The sequence below is a fragment of the Pseudomethylobacillus aquaticus genome, from assembly GCF_003730115.1.
Classification (GTDB): Bacteria; Pseudomonadota; Gammaproteobacteria; order Burkholderiales; family Methylophilaceae; genus Pseudomethylobacillus; species Pseudomethylobacillus aquaticus.
In genome coordinates, this window is the sequence record NZ_RJVP01000006.1 from 108,075 (window position 1) to 128,961 (window position 20,887).

Annotated in this window: 22 protein-coding genes; 3 read left to right on the forward strand and 19 right to left on the reverse strand. The window is 60.3% G+C overall.

All coding sequences use genetic code 11. The features are described 5' to 3' along the window. Positions 1-7 precede the first annotated feature (7 nt). The 4 genes from thrC to ED236_RS10835 form a co-directional block, all read right to left on the reverse strand. On the reverse strand, positions 8-1,435 hold the full coding sequence (thrC, locus tag ED236_RS10820) for a threonine synthase (RefSeq protein ID WP_123237992.1): 1,428 nt from the start codon (positions 1,433-1,435) through the stop codon (positions 8-10). Between the two features lie 37 nt (positions 1,436-1,472). Beyond that, positions 1,473-1,760, reverse strand: a complete 288-nt coding sequence (locus ED236_RS10825) for a GIY-YIG nuclease family protein (protein ID WP_123237993.1) — start codon at positions 1,758-1,760, stop codon at positions 1,473-1,475. Between the two features lie 125 nt (positions 1,761-1,885). Then, positions 1,886-3,199, reverse strand: coding sequence for a homoserine dehydrogenase (locus tag ED236_RS10830; protein WP_123237994.1), 1,314 nt, complete (start codon positions 3,197-3,199; stop codon positions 1,886-1,888). 130 nt (positions 3,200-3,329) lie between these two features. After that, the gene (locus tag ED236_RS10835) at positions 3,330-4,562 is read right to left on the reverse strand and encodes a pyridoxal phosphate-dependent aminotransferase (protein ID WP_123238035.1); all 1,233 of its coding nucleotides are present in this window, start codon (positions 4,560-4,562) and stop codon (positions 3,330-3,332) included. 97 nt (positions 4,563-4,659) lie between these two features. Between ED236_RS10835 and ED236_RS10840 the strand changes: the two genes are divergently transcribed. Next, entirely contained in the window at positions 4,660-5,031 is a 372-nt protein-coding gene (locus ED236_RS10840; protein ID WP_123237995.1) for an Mth938-like domain-containing protein, read from the forward strand. Positions 5,032-5,131: 100 nt separating this feature from the next. Here the strand turns inward: ED236_RS10840 and ED236_RS10845 are convergent, their stop codons facing one another. From ED236_RS10845 to ED236_RS10865, 5 genes are read right to left on the reverse strand one after another with little or no spacing between them, the layout of a single operon-like run. Next, positions 5,132-5,500: a 4a-hydroxytetrahydrobiopterin dehydratase gene (locus ED236_RS10845; RefSeq protein ID WP_123237996.1), complete on the reverse strand. Its 369-nt coding sequence runs from the start codon at positions 5,498-5,500 to the stop codon at positions 5,132-5,134. Then, positions 5,497-6,162, reverse strand: a complete 666-nt coding sequence (locus tag ED236_RS10850; protein ID WP_123237997.1) for an amino acid kinase family protein — start codon at positions 6,160-6,162, stop codon at positions 5,497-5,499. Before ED236_RS10850 ends, ED236_RS10845 begins: the two co-directional genes overlap by 4 nt. Next, entirely contained in the window at positions 6,153-7,604 is a 1,452-nt protein-coding gene (pabB, locus tag ED236_RS10855; RefSeq protein ID WP_193726099.1) for an aminodeoxychorismate synthase component I, read from the reverse strand. Before pabB ends, ED236_RS10850 begins: the two co-directional genes overlap by 10 nt. Beyond that, on the reverse strand, positions 7,601-8,695 hold the full coding sequence (locus tag ED236_RS10860) for a hydantoinase/oxoprolinase family protein (RefSeq protein WP_123237998.1): 1,095 nt from the start codon (positions 8,693-8,695) through the stop codon (positions 7,601-7,603). Before ED236_RS10860 ends, pabB begins: the two co-directional genes overlap by 4 nt. Continuing rightward, positions 8,688-9,710 carry an ATP-grasp domain-containing protein gene (locus ED236_RS10865; protein WP_123237999.1) on the reverse strand — a complete coding sequence of 341 codons (1,023 nt, stop codon included), beginning with the start codon at positions 9,708-9,710 and terminating at the stop codon, positions 8,688-8,690. The genes ED236_RS10860 and ED236_RS10865 overlap by 8 nt, the downstream gene beginning before the upstream one ends. On the opposite strand from ED236_RS10865, the gene ED236_RS10870 reads away from it, so the two are divergent. Next, on the forward strand, positions 9,710-10,498 hold the full coding sequence (locus ED236_RS10870; RefSeq protein WP_123238000.1) for a HisA/HisF-related TIM barrel protein: 789 nt from the start codon (positions 9,710-9,712) through the stop codon (positions 10,496-10,498). The two genes, ED236_RS10865 and ED236_RS10870, sit on opposite strands and share 1 nt — an antisense overlap. Positions 10,499-10,512: 14 nt before the next feature. Here the strand turns inward: ED236_RS10870 and fae are convergent, their stop codons facing one another. The 4 genes from fae to tal form a co-directional block, all read right to left on the reverse strand. Then, positions 10,513-11,046, reverse strand: coding sequence for a formaldehyde-activating enzyme (gene fae / locus ED236_RS10875; RefSeq protein WP_123238037.1), 534 nt, complete (start codon positions 11,044-11,046; stop codon positions 10,513-10,515). A 435-nt stretch (positions 11,047-11,481) separates the two neighbouring features. Further along, positions 11,482-12,018 carry a 6-phospho-3-hexuloisomerase gene (gene hxlB / locus ED236_RS10880; protein ID WP_123238001.1) on the reverse strand — a complete coding sequence of 179 codons (537 nt, stop codon included), beginning with the start codon at positions 12,016-12,018 and terminating at the stop codon, positions 11,482-11,484. 135 nt (positions 12,019-12,153) lie between these two features. Then, a complete protein-coding gene (gene hxlA, locus ED236_RS10885) occupies positions 12,154-12,786 on the reverse strand; it encodes a 3-hexulose-6-phosphate synthase (RefSeq protein ID WP_123238002.1) in 633 nt (210 codons plus the stop codon). A gap of 124 nt (positions 12,787-12,910) precedes the next feature. Continuing rightward, positions 12,911-13,864, reverse strand: a complete 954-nt coding sequence (gene tal / locus ED236_RS10890; RefSeq protein ID WP_123238003.1) for a transaldolase — start codon at positions 13,862-13,864, stop codon at positions 12,911-12,913. Positions 13,865-14,222: 358 nt separating this feature from the next. Between tal and ED236_RS10895 the strand changes: the two genes are divergently transcribed. Next, positions 14,223-14,588, forward strand: a complete 366-nt coding sequence (locus tag ED236_RS10895) for a hypothetical protein (RefSeq protein ID WP_148042292.1) — start codon at positions 14,223-14,225, stop codon at positions 14,586-14,588. Here the strand turns inward: ED236_RS10895 and ED236_RS10900 are convergent. The 6 genes from ED236_RS10900 to ED236_RS10925 are packed head-to-tail and all read right to left on the reverse strand — an operon-like array spanning position 14,585 to position 20,529. Continuing rightward, positions 14,585-15,442, reverse strand: a complete 858-nt coding sequence (locus tag ED236_RS10900; protein ID WP_123238005.1) for a triphosphoribosyl-dephospho-CoA synthase — start codon at positions 15,440-15,442, stop codon at positions 14,585-14,587. The two genes, ED236_RS10895 and ED236_RS10900, sit on opposite strands and share 4 nt — an antisense overlap. A 5-nt stretch (positions 15,443-15,447) precedes the next feature. Next, positions 15,448-16,353 carry an ATP-grasp domain-containing protein gene (locus ED236_RS10905; RefSeq protein ID WP_123238006.1) on the reverse strand — a complete coding sequence of 302 codons (906 nt, stop codon included), beginning with the start codon at positions 16,351-16,353 and terminating at the stop codon, positions 15,448-15,450. Continuing rightward, positions 16,350-17,336 (reverse strand): methenyltetrahydromethanopterin cyclohydrolase, encoded by a 987-nt coding sequence (gene mch, locus ED236_RS10910; protein WP_123238007.1) that lies wholly within the window; start codon positions 17,334-17,336, stop codon positions 16,350-16,352. The genes ED236_RS10905 and mch overlap by 4 nt, the downstream gene beginning before the upstream one ends. Before the next feature lie 13 nt (positions 17,337-17,349). Then, positions 17,350-18,591, reverse strand: a complete 1,242-nt coding sequence (locus tag ED236_RS10915; protein ID WP_123238008.1) for an ATP-grasp domain-containing protein — start codon at positions 18,589-18,591, stop codon at positions 17,350-17,352. 19 nt (positions 18,592-18,610) lie between these two features. After that, positions 18,611-19,510 (reverse strand): NAD(P)-dependent methylenetetrahydromethanopterin dehydrogenase, encoded by a 900-nt coding sequence (locus ED236_RS10920; RefSeq protein ID WP_123238038.1) that lies wholly within the window; start codon positions 19,508-19,510, stop codon positions 18,611-18,613. 26 nt (positions 19,511-19,536) lie between these two features. After that, complete coding sequence (locus tag ED236_RS10925; RefSeq protein WP_123238009.1) at positions 19,537-20,529, reverse strand: beta-ribofuranosylaminobenzene 5'-phosphate synthase family protein; 993 nt, start codon at positions 20,527-20,529, stop codon at positions 19,537-19,539. Positions 20,530-20,887 lie beyond the last annotated feature (358 nt).

Genomic DNA, 20,887 nt, shown 5'->3' on the forward strand with positions numbered 1-20,887 from the left:
AGCTAGTTTAAATATGCTCGCTGATGAATTGCTTGATGCCATCCACATCCGGCTCCATCACCACGAAGCGTTGTGGCAGTGACTCCAGCCCGACCAGATCGGCCGGACGCTCAGGCGCGCTGCCCAATGCTTCCACGATGGCGTCCTCGAACTTGGCCGCCAGCGCTGTTTCCAGCACCACCATGGGCACACCGGGTTCGCGGTATTGCTGTGCGACCTTCACTCCGTCTGCGGTATGCGTGTCGATGGTGACGCCATAATCTGCATGCACCTGACGGATGGTGGTCATGCGCTGCGCGTGATTGCTGGAGCCGGACACGAAGCCAAACGCCGGTACCTTGGCAAAATGACCGTCCTGATTGAGATCGAAGGCGCCACCAGCATCCACACTGGCCCATAGACTACGCAGCTTGGCGCCGTCACGGTCCAGCAGGTCGAACACGAAGCGCTCGAAGTTGGAAGCCTTGCTGATGTCCATGGACGGACTGGAGGTATGGTAGGTGTTGGCAGAGCCACGCGGGCGGTACACGCCGGTGCGGAAGAATTCATCCAGCACATCGTTCTCGTTGGTGGCCACCACCAGCTTGGCGACGGGCAGCCCCATCATGCGGGCCACATGACCGGCGCACACATTACCGAAGTTACCGGAGGGCACGGCAAAACTGACCTGCTGGCGGTTGTCATGCGTGACTGCGAAATAGCCCTTGAAGTAATAGACGATCTGCGCGGCGACGCGCGCCCAGTTGATCGAATTGACGGCACCGATCTTGTGTCTGGCCTTGAAATGATGGTCATTGGAGACCGCCTTGACCATGTCCTGTGCGTCATCGAACACGCCTTTGACGGCGATGTTGTGGATATTGGCATCCTGCAGCGAGAACATCTGCGCGGTCTGGAAACGGCTCATCTTCTGATGTGGTGACAACATGAACACCCGGATACCCTGCTTGCCGCGCATGGCATATTCCGCCGCCGAACCGGTGTCGCCCGAGGTGGCACCAAGGATATTGGTGGTCTGGCCTTTTTTGGCCAGCACGTATTCGAACAGGTTGCCGAGCAACTGCATCGCCATGTCCTTGAATGCCAGCGTAGGGCCATTGGAGAGCGACAGCAGGTAGAAATCCTCCTCCAGCTTGAGCACAGGCGTGATGTCGTCGGCGTTCTGACCGGCACGTACATGACGATATACCTCGGCGGTGTAGGTCTTGTCGACGATGGCACGCAGGTCGCCAGCCGGGATATCGTCGATCAGGCGCGACAGGATGGTGTACGCCAGGTCAGCGTAGGACATGGCGCGCATGGCGTTCAGATCAGCATCGCTGAACTGCGGATAGTGCTCAGGCAGATACAAGCCGCCATCCGGGGCCAGGCCGCCGAGCAGGATCTCGGTGAAACTCAGTGCCGGTGAATTACCACGTGTGCTGATATATTTCATACTTTAAGCCGTCATTCCAGCGCAAGCTGGAATCCATTCATAGCAGGTCGTTATATAGGTCGGACCATGCTGGATTGAGCTGCTCGATAAGCTCGATTTTCCAGGCACGCTTCCAGGACTTGATGTGCTTCTCACGCTGGATGGCAGTCCGCATTTCTTGGTGCTGCTCATACCATACCAGATCGTGTACTGCATATTTCTTGCTGAAACCGTCAATTAAATCGTGTTTGTGTGCCCATATGCGCCGCATCAGATCCGAAGTCACACCAACGTAGAGTGTGCCATTCAACTTGCTTGCGAGTATATAGACGCATGGTTGTTTCATGCCGTCATGGTGATGGATTCCGGCTTGCGCCGGAATGACGCCTGAGGTTTATCCTCCATGCCCCAAACGGGTCATCCGCACGACTTAGGGGTTTGCAAACGACCAGCCGGATGAGAACGTAGCGCTTAGCGACCCAGTTCTTCCATGCGGATACGTGTCACCTTGCCCTCGATGGCAGACAAGGCTTCGATGGCCGCAATCGCCATGTCCATGTTCTTTTCGACCGTGGTGTGGGTCAGGATGACGATGTCTGCCTGATCTTCGCCCTCGGCCGGCTCTTTCTGCATCATGGCATCGATGGAGATGGCACGATCCCCCAGGATGCGCGTCACTTCGGCCAGCACGCCCGGCTTGTCGGAGACGCGCAGACGCAGGTAGTAGGCGCTGCTGATCTCGCTGATGGACAGGACAGCCAAATCCACGATCTGGCCGGACTGGAAGCCGAGGTAAGGCACACGCGCTGCCACCTCGGTCGTCATCATGCGCGCCACATCCACGAGGTCGGCGATGACGGCGCTGGCGGTAGGTTCGGCACCGGCACCGGCACCGTAATACAGGGTGGGGCCGACGGCGTCACCCTTGACCAGCACGGCGTTCATGGCACCGTTGACGTTGGCGACCAGACGCTTCTCCGGGATCAGGGTGGGGTGCACGCGCAGTTCCACACCGGCTTCGCAGCGTTTGGTGATGCCCAGCAGCTTGACGCGATAGCCCAGCTCCTCGGCATAACGGATGTCCTTGCTTTCCAGCCTGGTGATGCCTTCGGTGTAGGCCTGATCGAATTTCATCGGCATGCCAAAGCCGATGGCCGCCAGGATCATCAGTTTGTGCGCCGCATCGATGCCTTCCACGTCGAAGGTCGGGTCAGCTTCCGCATAACCCAGCCGCTGGGCCTCACCCAGCACATCGGCAAAAGCCAGGCCTTTTTCGCGCATCTCGGTCAGGATGAAGTTGGTGGTGCCGTTGATGATGCCCGCGATCCACTCGATACGGTTGGCCGCCAGGCCTTCACGCAAGGCCTTGATGATGGGGATGCCGCCTGCAACAGCGGCTTCGAATGCCACGATCACACCCTGCTCGCGTGCCGCAGCGAAGATCTCGTTGCCATGCAGGGCGATCAGCGCCTTGTTGGCGGTGACCACATGCTTGCCGTTACGGATCGCCGTCAGCACCAGCTCCTTGGCGATGCCGTAGCCACCGATCAACTCCACCACCACGTCGATGTCCGGGTCGTTGACCACGCTGAACGCATCGTCCGTCAATGTCACCTGACCTGCTGTCACCTGACGCGCCAGCTCCAGATTGCGGTCCGCCACCCTGGTGATGACGATGGGGTGGCCGGCACGACCCGCGATCTCCTGCTGATTGCGCATCAGCACATTGAATGTGCCACCACCGACGGTGCCTATGCCTAACAGGCCTACATTGATTTGCTTCATAAATGCTGTGAAACGTGAAATGTGAAGAAAATCCGTGAAAAGTGAAACATGAAAAGTGAAATGTAAAACCCAGATGTGCGGGTCTACGTTTCACTTTTCATGTTTCACCTTTCACAGCATTATTCACGTTTCACGCCTTTGCTCCATGTCGTTTTCGATAGTTTTCGAGGAATCTGGCGATACGGCCTATGGCCTCGGTGAGGTCATCCACATTGGGCAGGAACACCACACGGAAATGATCCGGCGTCTTCCAGTTGAAGCCCGTGCCCTGCACCAGCAACACCTTCTCCTCCAGCAACAGATCCAGGATAAATTGCTGATCGTCCCGGATAGGATAGATGGCAGGGTCCAGCTTGGGGAACAGGTACATCGCTGCGGCCGGTTTGGTACAGCTCACACCCGGGATCTCGGTGAGCAGCTTGTAAGCCAGGTCACGTTGCTTGCACAGACGGCCAGAAGGTGCCACCAGATCGTTGATGCTTTGATAGCCACCCAGCGCGGTCTGGATGGCCAACTGCCCCGGCACGTTGGCGCACAAACGCATCGAGGCCAGCATGTTGAGGCCTTCGATGTAGTCAGTGGCGTGTTTCTTCTCGCCCGACACCACCAGCCAGCCCGCACGGTAGCCGCAGGTGCGGTAGTTCTTGGACAAGCCATTGAAGGTCACGAACAGCACGTCATCGGCCAGCGAGGCGATGGAGGTATGGGTGTTGCCGTCGTACAGCACCTTGTCATAGATCTCGTCAGCGAACACCACCAGCTTGTGGTGACGGGCGATCTCGATGATGCCTTCCAGCGTCTCGCGCGGATACAGCGCGCCGGTCGGGTTGTTCGGGTTGATGATGACGATGCCGCGTGTATTGGCGGTGATCTTGGCTTCGATGTCCTTGAGGTCAGGCAGCCAGCCGGACTGCTCGTCACACACATAGTGACGCGGCGTGCCACCCGCCAGGGTCACGGCGGCGGTCCACAGCGGATAATCAGGCATGGGCACCAGGATCTGGTCGCCATTGTTGAGCAGCGCCTGCATGGCCATCACGATCAGCTCGGACACGCCGTTGCCGATGATGATGTCATCGATGGTCACATCAGCGATGTTCTTCTGCTGCGTGTAGTGCATGATGGCTTTGCGCGCGGCGAACAACCCTTTGGAATCGGTATAGCCGGAGGCCTGATCCATATTGCGGATCACGTCCTGCAGGATCTCCTCGGGCGCAGCAAAACCGAACGGCGCCGGGTTGCCGATGTTCAGCTTGATGATGCGCTGGCCTTCTTCCTCCATCTGTCGCGCGCGCGCCAGTACCGGACCACGAATGTCGTAGCACACGTTACTGAGTTTGGAGGATTTGCGTATGGGTTCCATGGTCACGATCGCGGCAGCGTAAGCCTGCAAAAAAGTGTGTTATCTTACATTTCATCGCCCTCTCAAGCAATGAATGCCGGTCTGCCGGCCTATCGCAATGAAACTACATCTGACTCAGGCCGCAGGCCAGCAACTCATCACCGGCTATGGCGCTGACTGGATCGAAGTCAACCGCATCCGGTTTACGCACAGCCTGCTGGTACAGCCCGTGCAAGTGCATGAAGACTGGCAGACCAGGGACTTCAACAGCCTCAGCGCAGCCGACTTTGAACGTATCGCGGCACTCAAGCCGGAACTGGTATTGCTGGGCACAGGCGCACAGCACCGCTTCATCCACCCCAAACTGACGCAGAGTCTCACTGCCGCCGGTATCAGCGTGGAATGCATGGCCACACCAGCGGCCTGCCGCACCTACAACATCCTCATGGCCGAAGGCCGCGACGTCATCGCAGCGCTATTACTCAGCTAGGCACATCTGCTCGGTTAGGCATCTGCACAGCCAGACACCCGCTCAAACAAGCACCGAGTCAGCCAGATGCCACGACACCAGCCCGGCATTCAAGCCGGTTTCAGTCGTACTTGATGTATTTGAAGCGCGCATCCTCGTTCGGCGTGCCTTCCAGCGCCCCACCCTCAGTTCCCGGCTGCCACTGGATCACGGTCTCGATCTTGGCCGCCAGCTCGAAATCCTTGTCGGTGATGCCTTTGGCGCTGTGCGTGCATAGCTTGACGATGACAAAGGCGTAACTGACGGTGAGGTCCGGGTGATGCCAGGCCGCTTCGGCCAGATGCCCCACCGTGTTCACCACCATCAAGGTGGCTTTCCAGCCACTGGTCTTGTACTTGCGGCGTATCCAGCCGTTCTCCAGCGCCCAGTGCGGCAGACTGGCGGCCAGGTACTGGTTGACTTCCTGCTCACTGTAAACACGTTCACTCATATCGCCTCCGGTACGTTGGTGGATGCTTCGACTGCTAGTGCACCCTGTTGCAGATGCGCTGCGACGAACCCGCTACTGAACAGCAGATGATCCTGCGGCCCCAGCAGCCAGGTGGAAAAGAAAGACGCAGAAGCCGGTTGCTGGATATAGTCGGCAAAGCTGGCATCCACCAGCCCGCTGCTGACCAGCGCCTCGACGCACATGCGTGCGCCTGCAGGACGCACCGATTTCACCAGTAACAAATGGCTGGCGCCGAGCTTGGCGGCCAGCCAGGCCGCCAGACTGTCCGAGGTGACATCCCAGCTGGCGGCGATGTGCCGGTCTGCCAGCAACATGCGGCTGGGCAGCCACACCATGGGCCGGTGCTGCCAACTGCGTTCAGCGATCTCCAACTCACTCTGTGCCGTCACCAGCCCCGGTGCCAGGCCAGCCAGCAACATGCCGTACTGGTCCATGGCCAGCAAGGCCAGGCGATGCGCCGTGACATCGTCACAGCCACTCTGTTGCTGGGCAGTGCGCACGGCATCAGCGAACAGGCCGCCACCTGGCACGATGATCACCTGACCATCGGCCTGCTCCACGATCAGCGCCAACCAGGCACGCAAAGCCTGCCTGCCCTCAGCGCTTGCGAGCAAGCTGCCGCCCAGCTTGATCACCCACATGGGCTAGCGTCCTGGCCGACGGGATAAGCAGCCTGCAGGTGATCTTTACCGGGCATATCGGGATCAGGGCTGAAATGACGCATCAATTGCAACATGGCCGCCGCTTTATCCCAGGTTTCGCTGTATTCACGCTGCATCTCGGAGTCGGCGACGATGCCGCCGCCCGCCCAGAAGCGTATCTCGCCATGCGAATACACGGCAGTGCGGATGGCGATATTGCTGTCCATATTGCCATCGAAGCCGATGTAAGCGATGGCCCCGCAGTACAGGCCGCGCCGGTGCGGCTCCAGTTCTTCGATGATCTCCATGGAGCGCAGCTTGGGCGCCCCGGTAATGGAGCCGCCCGGAAAACAGCCACGTAACAGCTCCAGTGCCGTCATCCCCTCGGACAAGGTACCGGTCACCGTGCTGACCAGATGATGCACATTGGCAAAGCTTTCCAGCGCGAACAGACGCTCGGCGCGCACCGAGCCCAGCGCGCAGGTCTTGCCGATGTCGTTACGCAGCAGATCCACGATCATGACGTTCTCGGCACGGTCCTTGAGGCTGGCCGACAGCTCGTCGGCGTTGCGCTGGTCCTGCAAATGGTCGGCAGCGCGTGGGCGGGTACCCTTGATGGGGCGTGTCTCCACATGGCGGCCGCGCACCTGCAGGAAACGCTCGGGAGACGCAGACAACACCTGTAAGCCCGGCAGGTGCATATACGCCATGAACGGCGCCGGGCTGATCTGACGTAGATGCAGATAGGCCGCCCAGGGATCACCTTGCGCCTGCGCACTGAAACGCTGCGCCAGATTGACCTGATAACAATCACCGTCATGGATGTAACGCTGGATACGTTCGAAAGCCACTGCATAGGCAGCTGCATCCAGGTTGGACTGCACCGGCGTGGTGAGCTGGAACGGTGCTGGCGGCGGTGCTGGCTGGGCAGCGGCCGCTTCGAACATGGCACACAAAGCTGGCCAGCGCTGCGCTGTAGCGGGATGGAGCTGATGCGAGACCAGCCAGCACTGCTTGAGCCGGTGATCCACCACCAGCGCCCAGTCGTAAACGCCCACCATCATCTGCGGGATGTGTTCCCCATCCACGGCCAGTTCTGGCAGTTGTTCCATACGCCGCGCCAGATCGTAGCTGAAATAACCGATGGCGCCGCCTGTGAACGGCAGTGCCTGTGCAGGCTGGGCGTATGGCGCAAGCGCATCACGCAGCAGGGTGAACGGGTCGTCACTGGAGATGCGCTGGCCGTTGCGGTCGGTTAGCGTGGTTGCAGTGCCATCCGTCACCAGCGTCAGGAAAGGCTCTGCCACCAGGATATCGTAATGGCCATACTGACTGCCAGGCTGACCACTATCCAGATAGATGGCCCAGGGTTGGGCTGCGATGGCTGCGAACTGCCGGGCCGCATCCTGGCAATAGGGTAAGGCGTGACGATGCAGGCTCATGGCTGGCTCCCACCGTCTGCTGTGCTGCCCAGCCGCGTTTGGCCGGCCTGTGAAAAATAGAGCTGCGCCACGGCATAGGCAGGCAAGGCCTTGCTGGCCGCCAGGCGTAGCGCCGGATCACCCGCCTGCGCCACGATATATTCTGCTGCGTCATGACAAGGCCGCCCCAGTGCAGCTGCAAGCGCAGGTACCAGAAAGCGGCCCACCCCTGCGCTGATCAGCGGCGCCTCCGGCGCAACCTCCAGGCGTGAAAGCACACGCAGCGCGGCTTGTATCAGCTGATCCAGCTGCGCCTGCCGCAAGGCTTGCGCCAGCTGCAGCCAGGCCGCCGGGCTGGCATCGGCATCGTCCTGACCCAGCATGCGTGCCAGACGCTGACGGCTATGTGCCACACTTTTGCTGCGCCCATCCGCCGTGTCGGCCTGATCGTCCTCAGCGGCCAACTGGCCCAGCAAACGGTAGATATCGGCACTGGTGGCAAAATGCTCGGCCGCGAGCGTGGTCCATTCTCCGGCGAATGGCACGCGCTGGGCCAAGGCCATCAAAGGCGTGCGCACCACACCGCTGTAGACCAGCTCGCTGCACTGCAGGCGGCTGGCATCGTCATGTCCACGGCAAACCACCCGCCCACCCGCCAGCGGTATCAGGTCACTGGTCGTGCTGCCGATATCCACCAGCAATGCCTGGTCCACTTGCGCCGCCAGCCAGGTGGCGCTCGCGTTCCAGTTGGCCGAGGCCAGCTGCAGGGGCTGAGCCACCGCCTGCCCGGCCTGCAGCCATTGCTCGCCGGCGTAGAAGCACACCTGACCGCCGCGCTGCATCTCGGTCACGATGGCCGCAACCCCGCTAGCGCGGTCAGCAAAGGCATCCGCCAGTTCGCCGGTCATGGTCACGGCATGCTGCACATCATGGTCCTGCAACTGCAGCTGATTCAACACGCCAGCACGGGCACTTTGCAGCTGCTGTATACCACGCCACAAGGGGCAAGGCAGTTGCACCACCGCCTGCACCTCGCCTGCCTCATTCAGCAAGACGGCCTTCAGATGCGCACCGCCCACATCCCAGGCCAGGATAGGCAAACGGTCAGTCATACAGGGAGATGTCCACGGGATGGCGCTTGATGTCGGGAAAGAGGAAGTCATCATTATAAGTGAAGTCCAGCAGCAGCCCGGCGGGATTGCACCCCATGGCCTGATGCAGACCGGCATACGAGGTGGTGAGGCGCGGATTGATCTCCACCACCCACACGTCGTCGTCAGCCACGATGACATCGACGCCTATGTAGCCACCAAGTTCCGGCATGGCCTGTGCGATACGCTGAGCCAGAGCGTCGAACACATCCCAATGAGCAGCCGCGCCATTGACCACACTGCCGCGATAATGAAATCGGCGATAAGCCGCCACATCGCTATGCAGGCTGATCTTTTGCCAGTTGCAGCTTAACAGCCAGGCGCGCCCGGCACGACACAGCAAGCTCATGCTGGCCGCTAGTCCAGGCTGATAAGGTTGCAGCACATGGCTGTGCTCGCGCCCCTGCATCCAGCGCGTGAGCTGCCTGTGGTCATCGAAACAGGCGCTGTCCTCGCAGCCAGCACCATCGTCGGGCTTGGCCACCACGGCCGTATACCGTCCAGGCTCGAACTGCGCCCAGGTCAAGGTAGGGATCGCCGCGATACCGGCTTGTTGCAGACGCTGCCAGGTTTGTCGCTTGCTGGTTGCCAGGCGCACCCCTGCCGCCGGGCAGCCCAGCAGGCGCTTGCCCTGCTGTTCAACCAGTTCCGTCAGGCGCAACAGGCTGCCATCCGACTCCGGGGCGATCAGCCACACTGCATCCGCAGCGGCGATAGCCTGCTGCCAGCATTGCCAGACATCGGCATCCGGCGGGATGGTGTCGAACGGGATGGTGGGCACTGTGCAACGTGGGTCCAAGGTGGTGAACAGTTGCAAACGGCCATGCCCGGACCTGCAATCAGCTTCGTCATGCAGCGCCAGCAAGTCGTGCAAGAGCGCATCACGCATGCGCTCGCCCTCGGCGCGCAGCGTGGCTGGCAATACCGCGCGGTATAATCCGCCGGCACTGATGAATTCACATACAAAGAGTTTCAATGGCTAGCGTCCGGCGTCAATTTGAAGTGATCCCGGTCATCGACTTGCGCGATGGCGAGGTGGTGCATGCACGCCGTGGACAACGGCAGCGCTATCAGGCCATGCGGTCCGAGCTCTGCACTGGTAGCGATGCACTGCAGATCATCGATCACCTGTTGCGATTATATCCATTCCCCCGCCTCTACATCGCCGATCTGGATGCGATCCAGCAACGCGGCCATCAGCGTGCGCTGGTGGAGACGATCCGGGCGCAGTTTCCTGCGCTTGAATTATGGGTGGATGCGGGCATACGCTGTGCCAGTGACTGGCAGGCCTGGCAGCTGGCGGGTGTGCGTTGTGTGGCAGGCAGTGAGAATCTGGAAAGCCTAAAAAGCTGGCAAGCCTTGCAAACCAGCCTGCCGCAACAGGCTGTGCTGTCGCTGGACTTTGTAGCTGATGAGGTTCCTGATAAGAGTGCTGATGAGCTTGCCGATGCGATATCGGCAACCCGTTTCTGCGGGCCACCTGAACTGCAGCAGCCAGCGCACTGGCCGCAACAGCTGATCGCCATGACGCTGGCGCGTGTGGGCAGTAGCGCCGGGCCGGACTTGGCGCTGTTGGATCAACTGCAAAAGCAAGCCCCACAGCAGCAACTGTATGCGGCTGGCGGGGTGCGCAACCTGCATGATTTGCAGCGCCTGCAGGCACAGGGGCTTGCCGGGGCGCTGGTCGCCAGCGCCCTGCATGATGGCAGCCTCAGCACCCAGGCACTGCAGCAGTTGCTAAATACAGACCGTCGGCCAGACTAGCCGGTCAGCGCGTGTCACTTGGCCTGGAACGGATGCGCCGAGCCCTTGTAATGCTTGAGCAGATCGGCGACCTTGGGTTCACGCAACACGGCACTGCGCAGCGCCTGACGCGTGGCCCGGTAGTTCCATTCCTGGATCTTGCGGTCGTCATCCGCTTTATGGTCGATGAACACGCCCACACAGATGAACACATCGTCCGCTTCGTCCTGGGGGATCACGCCTTCTGCCACACTGTCCATGATGGCCATGGCAATGCCACGCTGTGCCGGCCCGAACATCTGCACAGCCTGACGACCATCCTTGATGGTGACTTTGTTGAACATGACCGTGGCCGGCTTGACCATCATATTGGGCGCCACGATGGCCAGCAGGCCGTTCACGCCTTCTTTCTGGTCGGTCAGGGTACGGCAGAAGGCATCTTCTGCTGCACTGCCACGCGGCCCGATGATGAGGTCGATGTGCGCCACGTTTTTGAGGTCCATATCCTCGATCACCAACGCCTCGCCGACCAGCACCCGGTCGATCACCGGTTTCTTGCTGACCTGCATGACAGCGACGTCTTCTTCACTGCCCGGGGAAATGAATTCGCCTATTCTTTCTACGATGCCCATGATGCTCTCCTCTACATTGCTGTTAAGGCCGCCCGGACGGATCACGACACAGGCTGCCACTACGGTTACCCGGCTTCTGCTGGTGATGAAGACCGGAGCACTTTGTCGACCCAGGCCGCAGGGTTGCAGCAGCACTGGTTCAGCAACTTCCCCGCCAGGTCTCCGTCACGCTACAGCAGCATGGAATACTCTGTAGTGAACGGCACTGGCTGGTATAACTTGAGACAGTGGAACAAGAAATAAAGTCCATCAGGTTCAATCAAACGCTTGCGTTCCATCAAAAACAACTGGCTCGAAAAATAAAAAAGGAGTGCACCGGCAGGCACACTCCTTACATCGCCCATGCCCCTTGCAAGCAAGGGAATAGCGGTATTACTCCAGGTTGGCGTGGATCGCGCGCATACCTTCTTCGGTCAGACCCTTGGCGTGGATCAGCTCGGAAATGGCACCTTCCAGGAAGATCAGGGTGGACAGTTCGAACTGCGAACCCATGGGCATGCCCTTGGTCAGCGGGAAGCTGTCGTCCTGACCGACCTGAATCACCAGGTCAGCCACGTCGGCCATTGCCGAGGACTTCTTCATGGAGATCACCACCAGCTTGGCACCGACAGACTTGGCCTTCTTGACGAATGGCAGCAGGGTTTCGGTACCACCGGAGCCAGAGACCAGGATCAGCAGGTCACCTGCCTTGATGGCCGGCGTGACGACTTCGCCTATCATGCTGACGTTGTAGCCAGCGTGCACCAGACGCATCGCGAAGAAACGCGACACCAGCAGGGAACGGCCTGCACCGCCGATGAAGGTACGGCCAGCCGCTTCAACCAGCGCCAGCAGCTCGGTGGTCTTGCTCTTGTCAGTGACGTCCAGGATGCCTGCCAGCTTATCCAGAATAAATTTTTGATGGTCCATAGTGTTGTCCTTTAGAACGAATGAAGCAAAGAAGAGGCTGATTCAAAAAAAATCCCGACGCATCGCTGGGTCGGGATTTTTTCATCACTGCACTAAATTCCTGAACGGGTTAAATCCCTGGAATTTAATTCGCAATTAAGCGTGAGCGATTGCGGTGATTTCAGCAGCAGCAGCAGCTGGGTCAGCAGCACCGTAGATAGCAGCACCAGCCACGATGATGGAAGCACCAGCGTCACGAACTTGAGCGGTGGTACCAGCCTTAACGCCGCCAGCAACCGAGATCTTCACGCCGGTGTTCAGGCTGGCGATCAGTGCCAGGTCGGTGAATGGGGTGCCGCCAGCGGCTTGTTGGTCCAGACCGGTGTGCACGCCGATGATGTGCGCGCCCAGCTTGACCGCTTCTTGAGTGCGGGTGGCTTTGTCAGCTACGTTGATCAGGTCAACTTGAGCAGCTTTGCCGTACTTGTTGGCAACATCGATCACACCCTTGATGGTGCCCAGGTCAGCGGTACCCAGAACGGTACAGATGTCAGCACCGGCCTTGTAGAATGGCTCAGCTTCGTAGAAACCAGCGTCCATGGTCTTCAGGTCAACCAGGATTTGGTTGTTTGGGAACTTAGCACGCAGGGTTTCCAGCAGCTTGATACCGTTATGCTTGATGCATGGGGTACCGATTTCCAGGATGTCCACGTGTGGAGCAACTTTTTCAGCCAGCGCAACAGTTGCGTCGAAATCCAAGGAATCCAGTGCCATTTGAGTTAATGCCATTATGCTTTCTCCAATTTTAGAGTTACAGGTTAGAACGGGTTTACTAAAAATCCGGCCTAGATGGTATAGGCCGAGACGGCCGGATGTCAACGTCAATCACTGACGCGACATCCGAACGGCAGAATTAAAGCTTTTCTGCCAGAGCTTTTTCCAACTTGATTTGGTCAGCCACGAAACCACGGATGCCTTCGGACAATTTCTCGGTTGCCATGGCATCTTCGTTGAGCTGGAAGCGGAATTCTTCTTCGGTCAGCTTGGCTGGAGGCGCAGACTTCGCACCTTCGTCGTTCAGTACACGCACCAGCGTGCCTTCGGTCGCCGCCAGGTCTTGCAGCAGGTTAGGCGATACGGTGAGGCGGTCGCAACCAGCCAGCGCGATCAGTTCACCGGTGTTGCGGAAGGAAGCGCCCATGACCACGGTCTTGAAGCCGTGCTCTTTGTAGAATGCGTAGATCTTGCGTACAGAAACCACGCCAGGATCGGTTTCCTGGGTGTATTCGGTACCTGGGTTCTTGGCCTTGTACCAGTCCAGGATACGGCCAACGAATGGGGAGATCAGGAATACGCCAGCTTCAGCACAGGCACGTGCCTGACCGAAACCGAACAGCAGGGTCAGGTTGCACTGGATGCCTTCTTTTTCCAGTTGCTCGCCGGCCTTGATGCCTTCCCAGGTGGATGCCAGCTTGATCAGCACACGGTCTTTGCCTACACCGGCTTCTTCGTACAGCTTGATCAGCTTGCGGCCCTTGGCCACCATCTTGTCGATGTTGAAGGACAGACGTGCGTCCACTTCGGTGGAGATACGGCCTGGCACAACCTTGGAGATCTCGATACCGATCAGCACAGCCAGTTTGTCAGCCGCGTTCTCGATCTGAACTTCCTTGCTGCCGCCTTGAGCCTTGGCATAAGCGATGGCTTCATCGATCAGCGGGGCGTATTGAGGGATGGTGCTTGCCTTCAGCAGCAGGGACGGGTTGGTAGTCGCGTCCACAGGCTTTACGCTCTTGATCGCCTCAACGTCGCCAGTATCCGCGACGATGGTGGTCATGCCTTTCAATTGATCCAACAAATTTGCCATATTGCTCCTCCTAGAGATGCGCTAAATGAATGCCGAAATTTTTTTCACTACTGTTTTGGGGTGCAGATGCGAGCGCACCTACATAATGAAAATCGTTAGAAGTGGGATATTACTACGACAATGTGACAGTTTGAACTCATTTTTTCATTTTTGCTGATTGTTTCCTGATCACCACACAGACAAAAGCGGCCTGTGCATGCTGCGCTTTAAAGCCGGGACTAAAGCACAAAGCGCCCTCTGATCCTTGCATCAGCCCGGCTTGCTGATCGTTATAGTGTTCCCATCCACATGCGCCGCGTATCCGGCACTGCAAACACTGCTCCGCATGGCCGCACCAGGCCTGATGAAAGCCAACATCATGAGAACGACAACGCTCCCGCCCACCAGCCTCAGCGCGCGCCTGCTGCACAAACGAGCGCGTGCACTGCATACCCGACTACAGCCTGCCGACGGCAAACCAGCCGACATCGCTTCAAACAGCACCACACTCACGCCAGGCACAGCCGCTGCTGCCAGACGCCAAAGCAGACCCTCAGCTGTGCACTGGAAGCGCATCATAATGATGACAGTGATGCTGCTGGTGACCATCTTCTGTGCTGCCAAAGTGGCCGAGGTGATCGTGGTGTCCAATATGCAGCATTGGGTGAGCCAGACCAAACCACAAAAATCATTAAGCGCCCCGCGCCTGCTGCATGTGCGGCAACGTCCACCAGCGGTGTTCTAGCCAGTCAAACGACCAAGTAGCAAGGTTGCCACCGTGAGGTCTGCACTGGTTCCGGGATTGAGTTGCCGCAGCTTCAGCGCGCGGTCGAAAGCCAATAATGGGCCTTGCAGGGTTTTCGGGTTGTCGCTGTGTTCCAGCGCTTGCCAGTGGGGCAGCGCTTCCGCACGCAGTTGCTCGGCCCGGTCCGCACCATATTTGCGTGCTACATGGCTATCTGCCAGGGTCGCCAGAAAACGCAGATATACCGCACTGACCGCCCAGGCCGGCCGCTGCCAGCGCTGCTGGCACTGCCGGTAATAATCCAGCGCGGCGACAATGTCCGCATAAGCATGTGCATACTGCCAGGCGATACGGTCACGCACGGCCGCTTCCTGCATCGCCACCAGCAAGCTCACCTGCACGTCCTGATGCACATCGTGTTGCCCGCTCTGCCCCAGTCCAGCCGGATTGGCAAGGCGGATGGCGGCATACGCCGCCTGCGCATCCGCCACGGTCAGCCCCTGCAACACCGCTTGCAACTGCGCCATGCCGAACTGACCACCCGCCTGTTGCGCCGCCTGCAGCATGGGGGCGGCCAGCAACAGGATGCCCAGATTGGTGTTGCAGCCCACCTCGTTGATGGTAGCTTGCGTGGCCAGCAGGATGCGCTGGCCCACACTGGCAGCAGGCGTGCAGATAGCCGGGGCGGCCACGTCGGCACTGCGCAAAAAATGCTGCACCGTCATGCCGTGTCCATCGGCAAAGATATGCACATTACCGGGCTTCAATGCCTCCAGTTCGGCCAGACATGCGTATTTGAACGCCGCAGCCAGCCCTAGCGCCAGTGCGCTGTCATCCACGGGATCGCGGTCCATCCCCGTCATGCCAGCTGCGCAACAAAATCGTCGACCAGGGCCAGCGCGATGTCCTGCCTGGCCACGGATTGCAGGCCGCGCCAGGCCGGGATGCTATTCACTTCCAGCACATGACATTGGCCGTGCAGGTCGCGGATGATGTCCACGCCACAGTAGGCGATATCCACTGCGCGCGCAGCGGCCAGCGCCAGCGCTTCCAGTTCAACATCGCCTTCCACCAGCTCACAGCGGCCGCCCACTGCCACATTGTTGACCCAGTCCTGCCCATGACGGCGCATGCAGGCCAGCACACGCTGACCGATCACGAACACGCGGTAATCGTGCCAGCGCCCTGCTCCGCTATCGATATAGCGCTGCAGGTAATACAGGCCATCCACTTCAGGCAGCATGGGCACCGGCAAGGCACTGCCTGGCAACAGGCGTTGCACGCCCTTGCCCTGCGAGCCGAACAAGGGCTTGAGCACCAGCGCATGGCCGGCGGCGTGTTCTGCCTTGAGTAACTCAGCCGCCTGCCAGCGTGATTCACACACCCAGGTCGGCGGGCTGGGCAGCGCATGCAGCTGCAACAGCAGGCTGGTCATGGCTTTGTCCACTGTGCGCTCGATGGCACGCCCGTCATTGTAGACCGGCACGCCGAGCAGCTTCAGCGCATGCAGCACATCAAGGCGCATGATCACCTGCTGCAGACTGCCACCGCTGACGCCACGCACGAACACACCGTCTGGCAGCGACTGTTCAAATCCCGGGATCTGTACCCATGGCATTGGTTCAGGCTGCTGCTGGTGCAGCGCGAACGCACACTGTTGCAGTGACACGAACAGCGCCTGCACACTACGGCTGGCGAATGCCTGCTGCAACTGCTGCCCGTGCCAGCCCGGCTCGTCGGTGAAGATGGCGATGCGGCGTGTCAACGGGCGGAATAACCGAAGGATTGATCCAGCAAGGTCGCGTCCAGCCGGCCAGCGAAATAGCTGTTGCCGGACTGCATGGCGGTGACGGTCACCGCAGCCGGGCTGAACAGCATGGGGTCGATCTGGTAGAAATCCATGTTCACCGCCTTGAACACCTCGGCAAACGGGCGGCCGTAGTCACGCGATGCGCTGCTGGGCAAGGCCTGCGCCAAGGCTTGCGCGTCAGCGTCGCTGCCGTTCACGAACAGATGGGCATGGCCACCAAACAGGATGGCGTCATTGGTGCGGCCCATGCCGGTCAGAAAATCCGGCGATGGCGGCGGCACGGGCGCGCTGGCCATGCCGTCCACCACATCAGCCAGGGGAAAATGCAGCGCATGCAGCTTGTGCATGGCGACTTCCAGCACCCGCGCCACGATCTGCACCGTACCGGCCAGACTGCGTGTGGGCGTGAGTATGAAGGTGAGCTTGTCGGCCGCGACTCCCGTGTCGCGTGCCACCTTGGCCACCACTTCGGGCGGCGGGGCTTTATCGCTCTCCAGCACCAGACAGGCCGCATCGGCACTATCATGGTAATCCAGCTCCTTGAACAGCGCTTCACGGCCAGCCAAAGCCCGCGCCGGGCCGGAACCGAGCGCAAAGAATTTCTCATGCGCCAGGCTCCAGCCTGCATATTGGCTGCCCAGACAAGCCAGTACCGGGTTACGGCTGTGTACCGCCAGCTGCCAGGGCCAGTGACTGAACGGGCCACCGGCCTGCAGGCTGACATGTCCCAAGCCGCCCATGCAGATCTCGGCGATCAGGCGCCCGGCCTCCAGGCCACCCGCATGCTGGATACCCGCATCGATCAGCGTCGCGCCGGAAGGCAGGCGGCTCACCCCCAGCCGCAAACTGTGGGCTTCGGCCAGCAGGCGGTTCAACAAGGGTGCAGTCAGCGCGTTGACGCTGGGTGATGCACCCTCAGGCGGGTTGGCGGCATTCATGTGGGGCTCCTCTCTAGTCATGTTCCGTATCGTTATTGTTATCGTTTGCAACACTCAAGCCGAGATGCAGCCATGCCTGCATCTCGGCAAGCTGCTGCTGCACCAGCGCGTGGGCGGCGGCCGCATCGTCAGCGCTGGCATGGACACTGCACAGCGGGCTATCCGTAGCGATGCAACTACCCGCCGACGGGATATCACTGACCCAGGGCGGCCAGTGCAACCCCGCAGGGATTGTAACGGCATGCACGGCATAAACAACAGCGTGTGCATGTACCGCGCTGCATGACGGCGCTGTCAGCAGCACACCCTGACAGGCCGCCATGTGCAAGCTGAACAGATCAGACTGACCTGGCTGCGCGGGATACAACGTCACTGTCGCGGTCGGGCGCGGGTTCAGTTCCAGCAGATGGAAGCCTGCCTCAGCCTGGCGTTGAGGGAACGCACCGGACCCCGTCTCCAACTCAGCCGCTAGCGGGCCATGCTCGATCACATCGATGCCGTTCAGGCCACGCAAACCCAATGCACGCGTCAGCGTTTGAGCCGCTTGCAACAAGGCCGGATAGCAGGCAGGCCGTTCCTGGTTGAGACTGACCGCGCCACCATAACGGTAAGGCGCATGTGTGCCGGGCGACCACCATTGCGCATGCACCCCCACCGGCTGCATGTCATGGCCATCGGCTACGAACAGCAGCGACAGTGTCCTGCCCGCTAGCTTGCGCTGCAGATAAGCATCATCTGCCATGCTCGACACCTTATCGGCCGGCTGCACATGCAGGCCGCCACAGCCGCCGCCACGCTTGTACAACCAGGCATCGCCAGCAGCGGGCTTGATGGTAGACCAGCCCTCCTGACCAGCCTCCGGCAAACGCGTCGCCGGATAAGGCAGATCCAGTGTTTGCAACAGAGGGAAGAAATGTTGCGGCTGTTTGCAGCGACGCACCACATCGGCGCCATTGCCCAGCACGGCTAAGAATGCCTGAGCCAGTTCCAGCACTTCTGGCCTGGCTTCAAAGCCACTGCCATACACCATGCCGGTCATGCTGGAGGTATCCAGTTGCGTGAGCGCCGCTGCAAAAGCAGCTGCCTCAAAACCACGTTCGTCGCAGCTAACGGTCAGCACCTGCTCCACCAGCGCACAGGTGTCCTCATCGGCATAGGCATCGATGACCGTGACGCGATAACCCGCCACGACGGCCAGTTGCGTCAGGGCACGGGCCGAAATGGCCGCGATCAGCACATGCGGGCGGGCTTGCATGGCCAATAGGGGTTGGGGCTTAGTCCGCCAGAATGGCGCGTGCTGTCTCGAACGCAGACAGGAAATCCAGACGCTGCGGCGTTTCCGCACTCAGCATCTGCTTCAGCAACTGATGCTGGGTGGCGTATTTGAGATTGCCTATGGCCAGCGCTCCTATGCCCAGCACCTGGGTACCGGCCACCGGCACACCGTCCGCCATCACGTCCACGCCTTCCGCACCGGTAGGTGGCACGGCATTCACGTCAGCCACCAGTTTCAGACCGGCTGACGCCGCCATCTGCGCGACGGACACCACCTGTATGCCAGCCGCGGCACAGCACAGCAGCACGTCGCTGTGTTGCAGCATGGCCGTCTTGGCCGCATCGCTACTGCCGTCCACACAGTGCAGGTTCACCGCATAGCGCTGCTGGTAGGCAGCGGCCTTGTTTTGCACATCGGCCAGCGCCGCATGCGCCACCAGCGACACCTCGGCACCCGCATGTGCCGCGATGATGGCTGCACAGCCGCCCACCGGGCCGGTCGCGCCCAGCACACTGACTCTGCACCCGGCCAGACCCGCGCCATGCTGTTTGCGCAGATGCTGCTCCACTTTGGCTACCATGGCAGCTGCCGTGGTGAAGGCGCCGGACGGGTCGGCGAACAGCGAGATCTGGAACGGCGGGAACATCGCCTTGGCTGCCGCATTCAGCATGTCCATGGCAAGGTCGATATCACGACCACCGATGAAGATGCCCTCGCGTTTAAGCCCGCTGGGGCTGCGCGAGAATATCGCGTCCTGGGTCAGTGCAGCCACGTCACTGAGCGCCACTTGTGTATACGGCATGATGTTGTCAAAGCCCGCATCGAAGGCCATGTTGACGTCGAAGGGGCTGGCATTCCTGGCCGCGGTGATCAGATGCAGGATGGCGGTTTTTTGCATGATATGGCTTTCGATACTGTAGGGTTTCAAGCCGTATACAAGGCACGCAGCTCTGCGCCCTGATTACGTCCACGGCAAACAAGGAACTCCAGCCCGGCCAGATCGACTGCAGACTGACCGAGCTGCAAACGCGCGGCTTCGGCCTCTGCCTGACTGGCAAAGATGGCGAAACCGGTCGGTCCCCAGGAGCTTTGTCCGAAGCAGTGCACGCCTTGCTGCTGCAGTTGGTCTAGCACGGCAGCGACACGCGCACTGGCATAACGGCCGCCCTGTGCAGCGGCAAAATGATCGCCCGTGTGCTGCTGCAGGGCCTGGATGGCGCTGCCAAAGCCGGCCAGATCATGTTCTGCCAGCGCAGGCAGGGCCTGCATCAATACATAACGGCACAACTCGGCCGCCAGCGCAGCCGGGAACTCGGGCAACCGACGGAAGGCCTCCAGCTCAGCGCTGCCATGGATGCCGGAAGCCGTCTGATCGAGGATCAGCAGCACACGCCAGTCATCCGGAAACGCCATGCGCGCAATGACAGGCGGCACCCGGGTGTGTTCGTTACGGCCACCATCCACGATCACGCCACCTTGCACAAAGGTGCCGATGCCGATGCCGGAGCGACGCCCACGGCCACTGGCTTCGGCGATCGCCAGCGGCGTGATGACACGGCCATGCAACTGCCCCAGTGCGCTGCCCAGCGCCAGTGCCAGCTGCGTGCCTGAACCCAGACCGCTATGTTCAGGCAGGCAGTGCTGCATGTGCACAGCCGCACCACCCGGCAACTGCCAGGCAAGGGCAAGTTGCTGCACCAGCTTGAGCGCACGCGCGCTGCCTGGGCCGCTGGCAGAGAATGCGTCCGCATGGCGCAGCGTGAACGCCGTCAGGGGCTGATCCAGCGACAAGCCTATGCTGCCGAAACGTCGGCCCAGCCCGCCATTGAGGTCGAAGAAGCCCAGATGCAGGCGCCCGGTGGTGGTCACCTGTATGGCGTGCGGCTGGGCGGTGGGAGGAAGATCTAGGCCGGACATGCGGGTGATGGCACTCTTGTGATTTGCGTCGATATGGTTTAAGTCCGTTCGGCTGCCAGCCCATGCGCCGGACAACACGGCCCGCCAGAAACAAGGCTAGCCAGAAAAGCGCAGCTTCAACACGGCTTCCGGCCACAGCTTATGCATGAGGTGACATTGCAAACATTGTAGCCGAGACCATGGCCTTTTCCTACGCGTAGCGCCAGCCCGCCCCCACCCCTGTCCGGCTTTACTCTGCGCATGCAGCAGCGTAGTCTGCTGCATGACGGCATATGTTTCGAACACGTCATGCGCACGCCCTTGTGCAGCCTGCACCGTCAAGACGAACCGTCACGGCGCAAGGTGATTTGATCAAGAT

What these genes read in the sequence shown, in the direction of transcription:
- ED236_RS10915 (WP_123238008.1), bottom strand. Translation starts at nt 18,591, where the DNA reads ATGCAAGCCCGCCCGCATGTGCTGATCGCGGCCATTTCGGCCCGTGCC.
- hxlB (WP_123238001.1), bottom strand. Translation starts at nt 12,018, where the DNA reads ATGGACCATCAAAAATTTATTCTGGATAAGCTGGCAGGCATCCTGGAC.
- ED236_RS10870 (WP_123238000.1), top strand. Translation starts at nt 9,710, where the DNA reads ATGGCTAGCGTCCGGCGTCAATTTGAAGTGATCCCGGTCATCGACTTG.
- ED236_RS10835 (WP_123238035.1), bottom strand. Translation starts at nt 4,562, where the DNA reads ATGGAACCCATACGCAAATCCTCCAAACTCAGTAACGTGTGCTACGAC.
- tal (WP_123238003.1), bottom strand. Translation starts at nt 13,864, where the DNA reads ATGGCAAATTTGTTGGATCAATTGAAAGGCATGACCACCATCGTCGCG.
- ED236_RS10840 (WP_123237995.1), top strand. Translation starts at nt 4,660, where the DNA reads ATGAAACTACATCTGACTCAGGCCGCAGGCCAGCAACTCATCACCGGC.
- pabB (WP_193726099.1), bottom strand. Translation starts at nt 7,604, where the DNA reads ATGAGCCTGCATCGTCACGCCTTACCCTATTGCCAGGATGCGGCCCGG.
- ED236_RS10860 (WP_123237998.1), bottom strand. Translation starts at nt 8,695, where the DNA reads ATGACTGACCGTTTGCCTATCCTGGCCTGGGATGTGGGCGGTGCGCAT.
- ED236_RS10825 (WP_123237993.1), bottom strand. Translation starts at nt 1,760, where the DNA reads ATGAAACAACCATGCGTCTATATACTCGCAAGCAAGTTGAATGGCACA.
- hxlA (WP_123238002.1), bottom strand. Translation starts at nt 12,786, where the DNA reads ATGGCATTAACTCAAATGGCACTGGATTCCTTGGATTTCGACGCAACT.
- ED236_RS10845 (WP_123237996.1), bottom strand. Translation starts at nt 5,500, where the DNA reads ATGAGTGAACGTGTTTACAGTGAGCAGGAAGTCAACCAGTACCTGGCC.
- ED236_RS10900 (WP_123238005.1), bottom strand. Translation starts at nt 15,442, where the DNA reads ATGGACCGCGATCCCGTGGATGACAGCGCACTGGCGCTAGGGCTGGCT.
- fae (WP_123238037.1), bottom strand. Translation starts at nt 11,046, where the DNA reads ATGCAGGTCAGCAAGAAACCGGTGATCGACCGGGTGCTGGTCGGCGAG.
- thrC (WP_123237992.1), bottom strand. Translation starts at nt 1,435, where the DNA reads ATGAAATATATCAGCACACGTGGTAATTCACCGGCACTGAGTTTCACC.
- ED236_RS10895 (WP_148042292.1), top strand. Translation starts at nt 14,223, where the DNA reads ATGAGAACGACAACGCTCCCGCCCACCAGCCTCAGCGCGCGCCTGCTG.
- ED236_RS10850 (WP_123237997.1), bottom strand. Translation starts at nt 6,162, where the DNA reads ATGTGGGTGATCAAGCTGGGCGGCAGCTTGCTCGCAAGCGCTGAGGGC.
- ED236_RS10925 (WP_123238009.1), bottom strand. Translation starts at nt 20,529, where the DNA reads ATGTCCGGCCTAGATCTTCCTCCCACCGCCCAGCCGCACGCCATACAG.
- mch (WP_123238007.1), bottom strand. Translation starts at nt 17,336, where the DNA reads ATGAATGCCGCCAACCCGCCTGAGGGTGCATCACCCAGCGTCAACGCG.
- ED236_RS10920 (WP_123238038.1), bottom strand. Translation starts at nt 19,510, where the DNA reads ATGCAAAAAACCGCCATCCTGCATCTGATCACCGCGGCCAGGAATGCC.
- ED236_RS10830 (WP_123237994.1), bottom strand. Translation starts at nt 3,199, where the DNA reads ATGAAGCAAATCAATGTAGGCCTGTTAGGCATAGGCACCGTCGGTGGT.